General features: G+C 37.3%; 12 protein-coding genes and 1 riboswitch. Of the genes, 10 read left to right on the top strand and 2 right to left on the bottom strand.

The genetic code is table 11. The annotated features are described in order from the left end of the window. The first annotated feature begins 210 nt into the window (after positions 1 to 210). Positions 211 to 339, top strand: a riboswitch (FMN riboswitch). 129 nt (positions 340 to 468) lie between these two features. From ACEN4L_RS12875 to ACEN4L_RS12910, 8 genes are all read left to right on the top strand, one after another. After that, positions 469 to 1,056 (top strand): ECF transporter S component, encoded by a 588-nt coding sequence (locus ACEN4L_RS12875; RefSeq protein ID WP_407097647.1) that lies wholly within the window; start codon positions 469 to 471, stop codon positions 1,054 to 1,056. Positions 1,057 to 1,205: 149 nt separating this feature from the next. Continuing rightward, positions 1,206 to 2,282 carry a helix-turn-helix domain-containing protein gene (locus ACEN4L_RS12880; protein ID WP_407097648.1) on the top strand — a complete coding sequence of 359 codons (1,077 nt, stop codon included), beginning with the start codon at positions 1,206 to 1,208 and terminating at the stop codon, positions 2,280 to 2,282. After that, complete coding sequence (locus tag ACEN4L_RS12885) at positions 2,266 to 3,717, top strand: RecQ family ATP-dependent DNA helicase (protein WP_407097649.1); 1,452 nt, start codon at positions 2,266 to 2,268, stop codon at positions 3,715 to 3,717. Before ACEN4L_RS12880 ends, ACEN4L_RS12885 begins: the two co-directional genes overlap by 17 nt. 60 nt (positions 3,718 to 3,777) lie before the next feature. Beyond that, entirely contained in the window at positions 3,778 to 4,416 is a 639-nt protein-coding gene (locus ACEN4L_RS12890; RefSeq protein ID WP_407097650.1) for a LysM peptidoglycan-binding domain-containing protein, read from the top strand. A 210-nt stretch (positions 4,417 to 4,626) separates the two neighbouring features. Continuing rightward, positions 4,627 to 5,304: a (d)CMP kinase gene (cmk, locus tag ACEN4L_RS12895; RefSeq protein ID WP_407097651.1), complete on the top strand. Its 678-nt coding sequence runs from the start codon at positions 4,627 to 4,629 to the stop codon at positions 5,302 to 5,304. A 96-nt stretch (positions 5,305 to 5,400) separates the two neighbouring features. Then, positions 5,401 to 6,627 (top strand): 30S ribosomal protein S1, encoded by a 1,227-nt coding sequence (rpsA, locus tag ACEN4L_RS12900; protein WP_407097652.1) that lies wholly within the window; start codon positions 5,401 to 5,403, stop codon positions 6,625 to 6,627. A gap of 194 nt (positions 6,628 to 6,821) precedes the next feature. Then, a complete protein-coding gene (gene der, locus ACEN4L_RS12905; RefSeq protein ID WP_407097653.1) occupies positions 6,822 to 8,135 on the top strand; it encodes a ribosome biogenesis GTPase Der in 1,314 nt (437 codons plus the stop codon). Positions 8,136 to 8,409: 274 nt separating this feature from the next. Next, positions 8,410 to 8,685 carry an HU family DNA-binding protein gene (locus ACEN4L_RS12910; RefSeq protein WP_204210794.1) on the top strand — a complete coding sequence of 92 codons (276 nt, stop codon included), beginning with the start codon at positions 8,410 to 8,412 and terminating at the stop codon, positions 8,683 to 8,685. Between the two features lie 271 nt (positions 8,686 to 8,956). Here the strand turns inward: ACEN4L_RS12910 and ACEN4L_RS12915 are convergent, their stop codons facing one another. Then, positions 8,957 to 9,313, bottom strand: coding sequence for a hypothetical protein (locus ACEN4L_RS12915; RefSeq protein ID WP_407097654.1), 357 nt, complete (start codon positions 9,311 to 9,313; stop codon positions 8,957 to 8,959). Between the two features lie 238 nt (positions 9,314 to 9,551). Here ACEN4L_RS12915 and ACEN4L_RS12920 point away from each other — a divergent pair, with 238 nt between their 5' ends. Continuing rightward, positions 9,552 to 10,820 (top strand): tetratricopeptide repeat protein, encoded by a 1,269-nt coding sequence (locus ACEN4L_RS12920; protein ID WP_407097655.1) that lies wholly within the window; start codon positions 9,552 to 9,554, stop codon positions 10,818 to 10,820. A gap of 43 nt (positions 10,821 to 10,863) precedes the next feature. Next, positions 10,864 to 11,439 carry a ReoY family proteolytic degradation factor gene (locus ACEN4L_RS12925; protein WP_407097656.1) on the top strand — a complete coding sequence of 192 codons (576 nt, stop codon included), beginning with the start codon at positions 10,864 to 10,866 and terminating at the stop codon, positions 11,437 to 11,439. 118 nt (positions 11,440 to 11,557) lie between these two features. Here the strand turns inward: ACEN4L_RS12925 and ACEN4L_RS12930 are convergent, their stop codons facing one another. Continuing rightward, positions 11,558 to 12,469, bottom strand: a complete 912-nt coding sequence (locus ACEN4L_RS12930) for a YitT family protein (RefSeq protein WP_407097657.1) — start codon at positions 12,467 to 12,469, stop codon at positions 11,558 to 11,560. Between the last annotated feature and the right edge of the window lie 247 nt (positions 12,470 to 12,716).

Raw genomic sequence — 12,716 nt, forward strand, 5'->3', positions numbered from 1 at the left:
GCTTTTATTACTTTATATTTCTTATCTTCATTCATCGTTAGTATTATCCTTTTCATGATTTTATTTTATCATTTTGGGACATTTTATGCTTCGACCTACTTAGGACATTATCACGTTCGAACGATAATTTACTAAAAAAAAGTAAGTGGAGTGCTTGATTTTTTTTTCACAATAAGATATAATGTTTTATGTAAGGAAAATAAAAAATTGATTCGTCTTCAGGGGCAGGGTGTAATTCCCGACCGGTGGTAAAGTCCACGAACTGAATGAGCTTACTCATTCTGGTTGAACTGGTGTAATTCCAGTACCGACAGTAAAGTCTGGATAAAGAAGATGGGGTTATTTGAATCGTTATATATTCAAATGCTCCGTTTGCTATTCTGAAGAAGAGCAGACGGAGCATTTTTTATTTCTATTCGTATTAACCGCAAGATGCTCACGCTGATGAATCCTTTTAGGAGGATTTTTATGCAAACAAGAAATACAAAGAAAATGGTTGGAGTAGCTATATTAGGCGCTATGTCGTTTATCCTGATCAACTTCTCTTTTCCATTAGTACCAGGAGTCTCTTTTTTGAAAGTAGATTTCAGCGATATGCCTAATATCATCGGAATGTTTTTATACGGTCCAGTTGGTGGCATTGCTATCGCGTTTATCCGAAGTTTATTACATTATGTACAAACTGGTGGAGATGCTGGATTCCCAATTGGAGATGCTACAAGCTTTATCGCTTCCGTAGCGTATCTTCTTCCTCTTTACGCGGTTGTCCGTGCAAAAGGAACATCTTTGAAAGGTCTCATCCTAGGTAGTGCTGCTGGAACCATTGTCTTGACGATCGTGTTGTCAGTATTGAATTACTATGTTGTTGCACCACTTTACATGATGGTCTTAAATTTTGATGTTGGTCCAATGATAAATTACGTATTGTATGGAGTACTTCCATTTAATATTGCAAAAGGTTTCTTGATCAGTGTAGTCTTTATTGTATTATTTGGTAAATTAAAACCATGGCTTTTACGAAATAGCCAATACAAACAGGTTTCTGTAAATAAATAATCACACAAGCAAAAAAACTGCCTTTAGGGCAGTTTTTTTTGTACCAAAAACAATATTTTAGGTCTATATTTGGTATAGTAAGGTTAAGAGATCTCAACTGCCTCTTTTAATGAAACAGAAATTTAACATGTAAAGGCTGGAAAAAAGTCATGGCACTCACATATAACGACTTATTTATATTAGCTCTTTTTTCTAACACTCAAGCTAAAAAAGGGTCAACGGTATTTCATATTCTGCAAGGGAAGCGGACAGCTTCTATTTTATATCGTGCAGTAGATTATTCCTTGGAACCTTTTTTTGGTTTTTTCCCACAACTAGATCGTTCAGTGTTTTATCAAAAATTAGAAGAGTTGACCTCTAGTGGGTATTTATTGTATACGCATGACAGCAAAGAATACCTTCTATCACAAACAGGTGAAAACAGTGTTCGACAATATCTTTCAGATCATTATCAGCCACATCATTTAAACTGGTTGACACAAGGTCGTATGGTACGAGACGTTCAACGAAAGATCTATTTTATTACCCAAATTCTCTCGGAAATCCGGTATGAAAATAAACGCTATTTACCTGTAGAAAAAGAGTATGATATTCAACAATGGGTCAAGAGGTGGATTGCAACACAATCCAAGCCCTTTAAAGAGTTGGCAGCTGCCTTTGGGATGGAGTGGAAAGTACTCCTATCTAATTTAGAAACAGAAAATGCGGTTATTTTAGTTCATCTGATGTCGGGACATGATATCGTAGGTCTGACCAAAAAACAACTGGCACAACAAATGAATATCCCGGAATTGGAGATAACGGTAAGGCAATACGATGCTATGAGTTGCCTTATCCAACAAATCCATGAAATCCATCAACAAGTTCCTTTATTTGCCTCTATCGTAAAAGACACGGCTGCTCCTAATAAAAATGGGTTGTCACATAGCGCCAAAGAAACAGCTTTGTTACTGGAAAAAGGGTTCTCTATTGAAAAAATTGTTCACATCCGTCGGTTAAAGAAAAGCACCATTTCCGAACACTTGATAGAGTTGGTGATTCTTTTTCCAACAGTAGAGATTGAGCCATTTATACCAAAAGAAATCTACACTTCTTTAAAGACATTGCTGGCAGATTCTCCGGAAGTTTCATTTCAAGAAGCTTCAGACCGTCTTGTTAATTTGGAATTCTGGTGGTTTCGATTAATGCAAATTGAAAGGAGGAGAGCAAATGAAGGAAAAAACTGATATATATCAATTGTTAGCCGACAAATTTGGTTTCCACAGTTTTAGAGAAGGGCAAGAAGAAGCGATAACAGCGGCTTTGTCGAGACAACATTCACTAGTGATGCTGCCGACAGGGACTGGAAAATCGATTTGTTACCAATTGACTGGCTACGCCTTGGGCGGTACTACCGTTATCATCTCTCCTTTGATTTCATTGATGCAAGATCAAGTAGAACAATTAAAAATGAACGGCGAAAAAAGAGTGGTTGCACTGAACAGTATGCTTCCATCCAGATACAAACGGCAAGTACTGAACCAATTGCATCAATTTAAATTTATTTATTTGTCTCCTGAGATGCTGCACCAGCCAACGGTTTTAGAAGCGCTGAAGAAAATCCAGTTGAATTTATTTGTGGTGGATGAAGCTCATTGCATTTCACAATGGGGAATGGATTTTAGGCCGGAATATTCTACTTTAGGAGCGGTGCGAAAAGTCCTTGGAAACCCTCTGACAATGGCTTTAACTGCTACAGCTACTCCGCGAGTAAGAGAAGAGATTTTAACGAGTTTAAAGCTGGATCGCAGCACTACTCAACAGGTACTTTATTCTGTCAATCGACCCAATATAGCATTTGGAACGATTTTGTGTGAAAATAATAAAAACGAATTGATTATTGAGCAACTGCAAAAATTACAGAAGCCAGGTATTATCTATTTTTCAAGCAAAAAGAAAGCTGATGAAATCGCTGGGATGATTCGAACGAAAACGGCTCTGTCAGCAGAAAGTTACCACTCCAGTTTAGAGACAGAAGATAAAATAAAAATCCAAAATCAGTTTATCCAAGATCAAATCGACATCATTTGTGCAACCAGTGCTTTTGGAATGGGAATCAATAAAAACAATATCCGGTTTGTGTTCCATTATCATTTACCTGCCAGTCCAGAGGCTTATCTGCAAGAAGTAGGAAGAGCTGGAAGAGACGGTGACCCTAGTATAGCTTTGCTATTTTATGAACGAGGAGATCATTTTATTCATCAGCGGTTCCAAGAAGAAGCACTTCCGTCAGATGAGGTGATCGAAATGGTGTACCGGGATCCGTCTAAATTAGATTTGGTCCACAAAGATGATGTTCATAAACAATTGTTGAGTTACTTTATAGAGACTCAGCAACCTATCCAAGAAGTTAAACAGAAAATAGCTTTGCAGCGACAAATAAAAGAAAATCAGCTCTATTTTATGCTGCACTACATTCAAACAGCGGATTGTAAACGAGAGATGCTGCTGCATTATTTCGAAGAGACCTTGCAACATAAGCCTGAACAGTGTTGTATATCTTGTGGGATCAATTTCGAAAAATATGAGCTGCCTCATGAAAGCAGAGAACATAGTCATAAAGAGTTCAAAAATGAATGGGAAAACAGGCTAAATGACTTATTTTTGTTGAAAAATTTATGAGGAAAAGAGACTAATCCTATGCTATAATAATCTAGAAGTTTAGAAAGGAGAGGGATTAAGATGGCCAGAAAGAAAAAAGGTCATTCAAATGATACAGACGAATTATGGTCTCGTACATTTGATGAAAATGAGGGATATACAAATGGCAATTACTCAAGAACGGAAAGAAAAAAAGCGGATAAAGCTATATCACCTGTATTGAAGTCATTATGGATATTTTTAGCCCTTTTTATTATTTTACCAACTAGTGCTTATATTTTTTATACTCACAACGCTCAAAATACAACTGAACCTGAAACTGAAAAATTAGTGGTTAAAGAAAACGAATCAAGCGAAAGCAGTCAAGCAGAAGAATCAGAAAGCGAATCGATGGGTTCAGAATCGGAAGAAGTTGAGGAGTCTAAAGCAGTTCAATCTGAAAGTGAAACTACTCAGGCCGAGGCAGCTTCTAGCGAACCGGAAAGTGCTGCATCTTCTAAAGTTGTGGAAAGCGAATCTCAATCTGTTCAAGAAAGTACAGTCAGTGAAGAATCTACAGAAGTTGTTGAATCTCAAACGACTAATACTTATACGGTTAAAGCAGGCGATAACTTATACAGAATCGCGTTGAACCATGGTATGTCGACCGATCAATTAAAATCGTTAAATGGATTAACAACGGATGAAGTGTCAGTAGGCACTACACTTGTCGTAAACTGATGTAGAGTAAAAGGAAAATTTCCTGTTACTCAGTTGAATCAGGAGCTTGTCTTTTTTTTCAGACCGTTAACAATAAATAGTCTTTTAAAGGAGCTGTGACACAACTGTCTTGGCTCCTCTATTTTTGCGCAAAATTTTTGTGAGTAAATCGCTTATCTGATGTATAATAACAGATAGTGATATTTTGTAAGAACAGAAAGTAGGTTAATCATGAATAAAAAAATTAAAATTGCGATTGATGGTCCAGCATCTGCTGGGAAAAGTACCGTAGCCAAAATATTGGCCAGTGAATTAAATTACGTTTATTGTGACACAGGAGCAATGTACCGCGTACTGACATTGCAAGCATTGAGACACGAAATAGACGTAGAGGATGAAGAAAAGCTGGTAGCTTTACTAAAAGATACTCAGATCTCATTTGAACCGGACGAAAATCAACAAAAAGTATTTTTGAATCATGAGAACGTTACGGCGGATATCAGACAACCAGATGTGACCAACAATGTTTCAGCTGTCTCTGCTCATAAAGGTGTTCGGGAAGAATTGGTACGCCGCCAGCAAGAGATTGCTCAAGCAGGCGGCATTGTAATGGATGGCAGAGACATTGGAACCGCCGTCTTGCCAGATGCTGAAGTGAAAATTTTCTTAGTGGCCAGTGCAAAAGAAAGAGCTGAAAGAAGATACAAAGAAAATATCGGTAAAGGGATTACTACTCCATTAGAGGTATTGCAAAAAGAAATAGAAGACCGTGATTACAAAGATTCTCACCGAAAAGTGTCTCCGTTGGTACAAGCTGAGGATGCCATTCGTTTAGATACGACTAGTCTGTCAATCGAACAAGTGGTGGAGAAAATGAAAGAATTGATGAGTAATTTCATTGAATTTTAATCTTTTTTAGGAAATGCATGTCTTTTATTGGCATTCTGCTGTATAATTCGGTAAAATAAACATGTAGGATTTATTTGGTTATTAGGAGGAAGTCACATGACAGAAAATGAGAACATGCATGAAGTAGAAGAACAACAATCTATGTCAGAAGTAATGAAGGATGTTGAAGAAATCAATATCGGCGACGTTGTCCAAGGCGAAGTGTTAGCAATTGACGAAAACAAACAAGCAATCGTTGGGCTAGGCGGCGGACTAGAAGGAGTTATTCCACATAATGAATTGTCGGCATCTCCTTTTGAAAATGTGTCAGATGTCATCACTGTAGGCGAAACGCTTGATTTAGTGGTCATCAAAGAAAGCAAAGATAAAGAAAATGGCAGCTATATGTTGTCCAAACGACGCATTGATGCGAAAAAAGTTTGGGAAAAAATCCAAAAAGAATACGAAGAAGGCACTATTATTGAAGCTCCAGTTACGAATGTCGTAAAAGGCGGCCTAGTAGTAGATGTTGGCGTTCGCGGTTTTGTTCCTGCTTCTATGGTAGAAGTACAATTTGTAGAAGATTTTTCTGAATATAAAGGAAAAACATTGACCTTTAAAATCATTGAAATCGAACCAAGCGAAAATCGTTTGATTCTTTCTCATAAAGCTGTTGTTGAAGCTGAAAATGAAGCTAAAAAAGGCGAAGTTCTTGACAGCTTAGTAGAAGGCGACGTGGTCAAAGGAACAGTGGCTCGTTTAACAAACTTTGGTGCTTTTATTGATCTTGGCGGAGTTGACGGGTTGGTTCATATCTCTCAAATTTCTTACGGTCACGTGAATGAACCAGGTGATGTATTGACTGTGGGAGAAGAAGTGGACGTGAAAGTCCTTTCTGTCAATAAAGAAGAAGGCCGTATTTCACTATCTATTAAAGATACCTTGCCAGGACCTTGGGAAGATATTGAAGAGCGCGCTACTGCAGGGGCAGTACTTGATGGTGAAGTGAAACGTCTAACCAGCTTCGGAGCTTTTGTGGAAGTATTCCCGGGAGTAGAAGGATTGGTTCACATTTCTCAAATTTCACACAATCATATCGCAACACCGCATGAAGTATTAAATGTGGGAGATAAGATCAAAGTGAAAGTATTGTCTGTCAGTCCAGAAGAACAACGCTTGTCATTAAGTATCAAAGCGTTGGAAGCTAAACCAGAGCGTATCCATCAAGAACCTAAGGCTGAGGAAGTTCCAGAAATGGACGAAGATACCGGTTTTACATTAGGAGATTTGATTGGAGACCAACTAGCAGATCTTGACACAGAAGATCAAAACGAAGACAACTAATTCTTTATAAATAAGCGTATGGTTCTAGTTGGAACCATACGCTTATTTTTGTATCAAAAAATAAAAATGAGAAACTTGTCCATAATGTAACAATAAAATGGTAAAATAGGGTAAAATACAATTGGTGTTTGCAAGTTTAAAGGAATTCAACTAAACTAGTAAAGTACTAAAGTAGAAAAAGAGGAGGCTAGAACATGGCAAAACCAGTAATCGCCATCGTTGGTCGTCCAAATGTAGGAAAATCAACAGTTTTTAACCGTATTGTCGGAGAACGTGTTTCTATCGTTGAGGATATAGCAGGGGTAACCCGTGACCGGATATATTCTCCAGCAGAATGGTTAGGAAAAGAATTTAATGTGATTGATACAGGTGGAATTGATATAGGGGATGAACCCTTTCTAGAACAAATTAAACAACAAGCAGAAATTGCTATTGAAGAGGCAGATGTGATCGTCTTTCTTACTAGTGTAAGAGAAGGTGTAACGGATGCGGATGAAAATGTAGCTCAAATATTGTACCGAAGCAATAAACCCGTGTTATTAGCGGTAAACAAAGTTGATAACCCTGAAATGAGAGCAGAAATCTTTGAATTTTACTCTTTAGGATTAGGAGATCCGTACCCTCTTTCTGGAAGTCACGGAATTGGGTTAGGAGACTTACTAGACGCAGCCATCAAGTTCTTCCCTGAAGAGGAAGAAGAAGAATACGATGATTCTGTCATTAAATTTAGTTTGATCGGAAGACCGAATGTAGGGAAATCTTCATTGGTGAATGCTATTTTAGGTGAAGATCGTGTAATCGTGTCGAACGTAGCGGGAACAACACGTGATGCAATTGATACTTCTTTCACATCAGCTGACGGGGAAGAATTTGTGATGATCGACACTGCCGGTATTCGTAAAAAAGGGAAAGTGTACGAAAATACAGAGAAATACAGTGTTTTAAGAGCCCTTAGAGCCATTGAACGCTCAGATGTCGTCCTAGTGGTCCTGAATGCAGAAGAAGGCATTAGAGAGCAAGATAAGAAAGTTGCCGGTTATGCACATGAAGCTGGAAAAGGGATCATTATTTTAGTCAATAAATGGGATGCGATCGAGAAAGAGAACTCTACAATGAAAGAATTTGAAGAAACTATTCGAGAAGAGTTTGCCTACTTAAGCTATGCGCCTATCATTTATGTATCAGCTTTGACAAAACAAAGATTGCACAAATTGCCGGAACTGATCAGCATGGTCAGCCAAAATCAAAAACTGCGTATCCAATCTTCTACATTGAATGAAGTTATCTTGGATGCAGTAGCGATGAATCCGACACCGACAGATAAAGGAAAACGTTTGAAAATCTACTATGCTACTCAAGTGGCGATCAAACCGCCTACTTTTGTCGTGTTTGTGAATGATTCTGAAATGATGCACTTTTCTTATGCGCGTTACTTGGAAAATCGTCTTCGTGATACCTTCTCGTTTGAGGGAACACCTATCCGTTTGATTACTCGTAACAGAAAATAAAAGAGCAACCAAAAACTGGTAAACGGCATTTTATCACAGTTTGTGATGAAGTTCAATAGTTTTGAAAGATTAACGCAAACCTTGCGAAAAAATGCCGGAAATCAGTAAAAAACATTGCAGTATCAACTTTTGTGTGATATCTTTTTAATTGAAATGTCATTTAGATCAACTAATTTTCATTTCGCTGGATGTCATTTTTGGACCACTCAAAAATGGCTTAGGATGTTTACAAAAACAAAACATCGAATCTTCTTTTCGAGGAGGTGAAATATAAATGGCTAACAAAGCACAATTAATCGAAAGCGTAGTATCTAAAACAGATCTTAACAAAAAACAAGCAACTACAGCAGTAGACGCAGTTTTCGGATCTATTCAAGAACTATTAAGCGATGGCGAAAAAGTTCAAATCATCGGATTTGGTAACTTTGAAGTACGTGACCGTGCAGCTCGTAAAGGACGTAATCCTCAAACTGGGGAAGAAATCGAAATCGCAGCAAGCAAGGTCCCTGCATTCAAACCAGGTAAAGCGCTTAAAGATTCAGTTAAATAAGACCAGCAAAAAACCCTTGAGAAATCAAGGGTTTTTGCTATGTCTGGAGAATCAATAGTATTGCAAAGGAGCACAAATTTTCAACTTCTCGGATTAAAGAACGATCATCCTCATTTTTAATATCCAATACAGAACATAGGTCTTTACCTAAGCAGCTATTCGATGTGTAGAAGTCATTGACAGAGTTCGTTTCTTCCTAGTTGTTGAAACGGACTCTATGCATACTTTTAAATATGGGGCAGCTGTTTAGATGTATTTAAAAACCCATGTTTTACTGGAATGGAGAAAGGTCGTTTTGGGTCTGTTTTTTATAAATTGCATATAGTTGCGACAGTACCATAGGATCTTTGATGGTCGTATCTAAAAAGTAAAGGATCGAATCGATTATTTTTGTATCGTTATTGTGTTCGATCATATCTTTGATCACAAAATTGTAATCGTACAAGTTCTCCAACATGTGGTGATAGTCTTCAATAAAACACCTGAAATTTAGCCTATCTTGCAAAGCTTCTTTAGTGAACACATTTTTCTTATGGAGACATAGAAAATACTCTTCTTTGGTCAACGTTAAATTACTTACAAATGCTTCAATATCCTGAGATTCTTCCTTTGTAAAATCTAAATGCATGATTAAGTACCTCCTAAGATGGATTGATAAATTTTTCGTTTTTAGAGTACAGCGCTATTTCTATTTTGTAAAGGTCTAGACCAAAAATAATTGTGAAATTTTAAATTTGTTGGAATATTGTTCAAACAGTGCCATTTATTTTAGTTCAGTGACTGATCAGGACAACTATTTTTATCTTAAAAATTGTGTTAAACTGGTGAATAACTAAATGAATTGAACTGCGAAAGAGGTTTTAGGAATGTCATACGGAAAAAAAATGATTCAGGCTTTACATGATAACGATTTAGGAGAAGCTACTGAGCTGTTCCTACAAGCCATGAAACAAGATTCAGATGAAGAATTGTATCTTTTAAGTGATAGTTTATATCAACTTGGATTTAACGAAGAAACCAAAGCAATCAATGTGCATTTGCTTGAACTATACCCAGAAAATGATGAATTAAAAGTGAGTTTAGCAGAAATTGCTATCGAAGAAGGCGATATGGAAGCAGCCTCTGACTGGTTATTGCAAATCAAAGAAACCAGCGACGCTTACCCTCAAGCTTTATTGGTGTTGGCAGATTTGTACTATGTACAAGGTTTATATGAAGTGAGCGAACACAAACTGCTTCGTGCTAAAGAAGCAGTGGGAGATGAACCGGCCGTAATTTTTGCGTTAGCTGAATTACATTTTTCAATGGGGAAATACGCTCAAGCCATCAAAGGCTATGAAGATTTATTGATTCAAGGACACGCAGAATTATCCGGAATCAATTTGGCGGCCAGATGCGGTGGAGCATATAGCGCCTTAGGTGATTTTGAAGAAGCTGTCAACTACTTGAAGCAAAGCTTAGAAGAACATGAACACGTGGATACTTTATTCCAATTAGGATTTACGTATTTGCAACAGAAAGAATTCCAACGCGCAAATGAAACCCTGTTTAAATTGAAAGAGTTAGACCCTAGCTACACTTCTGTGTATCCTTACTTGGCTAAAGGGCTAGAAGAAGATCTGCGATTAGATAAAGCAATAGAAGTGATTCAAGAAGGACTACAGTACGATGAATTCAATCCTGACTTGTACCTTCAAGGAGCAGCGATCAATCTTAAATTAGAACGAGAAGATGCTGCGGAAGAATACTACCAAAAAGCGATTGAACTTGATCCCGATAATGCCGGATATTTACTGGCCTATACAAACTTACTAAATAAACAAGAACGATTTTCTGAAACGATCGACTTTATCCAACAAGCGTTGACGGATGAAGAAGCAGATCCACAATTTTACTGGAACTTAGCGATTGCCAATGAAGGTATCGAAGAATATGAAGCTGCAGGAAAAGCTTTCTCTAAAGCCTATCCGGCATTCCGCCAAAATCCTTCGTTCTTGAAAAGTTATGTTGGCTACTTGAGAGAAGAAGGCGACCGAACGGTCATTAAAGATGTTTTAGAGGATTATTTGCAAGTAGAACCTACTGATGAAGAAATGTTGAATTTCTACGAGTCAATCAATGGCAACTATTATTAGACTAGGGTATACTATACTAAAGGAGTTATAAGGAGGTTTTCCTATGAACATCCAAGTTTCTTTAGAAGAAAAAAAATCCTTCATCGGTTGGTTTTTAGATCGTCATCAACTAAAAAGAAGAGAATCTATGTGGATCTTAAATTATCTGCTCAATCATGATATTGTATTAAATAAGGTTCATTTTGTTGAGGATGTGGAAACGACTCCTAGAGGGATTATGATGTCGACTGTTGGTATGGATAACGAACCGTTTTTGTTTTATAAAGACGGACAAGCGTTTAGTGACCCTGAGCAAGCTTTTCATGAAGTGCGACTCAATTGGCAGGAAGATATGTATTTAGAACTGGTATTCAGAGAACCCTGGAAAACAGAACAATATCTTGCGATTTTAGAAGATAATCCTTATCACCGCTGGAATGAAACTATTCCCCAAGATCTTATTCGCGAAGTAGAACACGCCATTACAAAACTCTCTTTGAACGAAAAAAAACATTTGATGTTGAACTTAATTGATGAAGCTTTGGAAAATGGCAATCGAGAGGAATTTATTGAATTTTCTACTGAATTGAAAGAAATCGAAAAAGAATTATTGGATCATCAAAAAAAGACTAGTTTATAAGGCTTGTGGCTCTTAACAGATTTCAGCTGTTGTGAAATTTGTTAAGAGTTTTTTTGTGGAAATAGAAAGAAATGTTCTGGACCTTTCGCTAAGGTCCAGAACATTTTTGTGTGAATATTTATGATTTAATGTGTTTTTGCGCAGTTTGTTTATTCTTTTGAAAACGACCTTTAGGTTTGGGGTCATAAGAAAAGCCTTCTCCTAACACTTCGTGAACGGATAAAATCGAAATAAAGGCATTCGGATCGGTTTGATTAATAATGTTTTTCGCTGCTACAATTTCATGTGAGCCCATAACACAATACAGAATATTTTTTTCTTGTTTGGAATAAGCCCCTTCAGCTTTAATGTAAGTTACACCACGTTCAAGTTCAGCTAAAATGTTGTCTGCGATCGCATCGCTTTTTTCGGAGATGATCAATAGGCCTCGACCGCTATAAGAACCTTGTTGCATGAAATCGACCATTTGCGTAAAGACAAAAGAGGTCAATAATGTATACATCATGTGCGGCAAGTCGATATAGGTCAACGACAGGACAAGGACCAGCACGTCAAAAGCCAGTAAGCTTTTTCCCATCGCGATTCCATACTTCTTTTCCGCGATCCGAGCAATTATATCTGAACCGCCTGTTGTCCCACCTGAGCGATAGATCAATCCGCTTCCGATTCCTCCGGCAAGACCAGCTAATAGTGCGGCAATCAGTAAATCGCCTTTAGTCGGAATAACAACCGGTATTCGTTGCCAGATCTCTAAGAAAAAAGAAAGCATAAATGTTCCATAAAGAGTATAAATCAATGATTGATTCCCTAATAATTTCCATCCGATTAAAATCATCGGCACATTTAAAACAAGGATCGAATAAGCAGGGTTGATATCAAACAAACTATTTAAAATCAACGTAAGTCCTGTAAAGCCGCCTTCAGCCAATTGGTTAGCAATATTGATATTAACAAGACTAAAGCCGAATAAAGCGCAGCCAATTGTGATCAGGAAAATATCTTTTACTATCTCCAATTTATTTTTCTGCATTGTCGTATTCCTCCATTTCAACAAAACGGTATTTATTGTTTTTGTCTGCTGTCGCAATTTAAGCGACACTCTTAGAATCATACATTTTTTTTGAAAAAGAAGCAATAAACGCTCTTGAAGACTTAGTGTAAAATATTCGGTGGTAGAAATAAAAGACGAATGACGATCGTTTTTTAAGTTGACAAAAAAAGAGGAAGACCGTTACCATACAATTATAGGTTTGAGCGCCTAAATATAATCGTAAAGG

The sequence above is a fragment of the Desemzia sp. FAM 23988 genome (assembly GCF_045528365.1).
GTDB lineage: Bacteria > Bacillota > Bacilli > Lactobacillales > Carnobacteriaceae > Desemzia.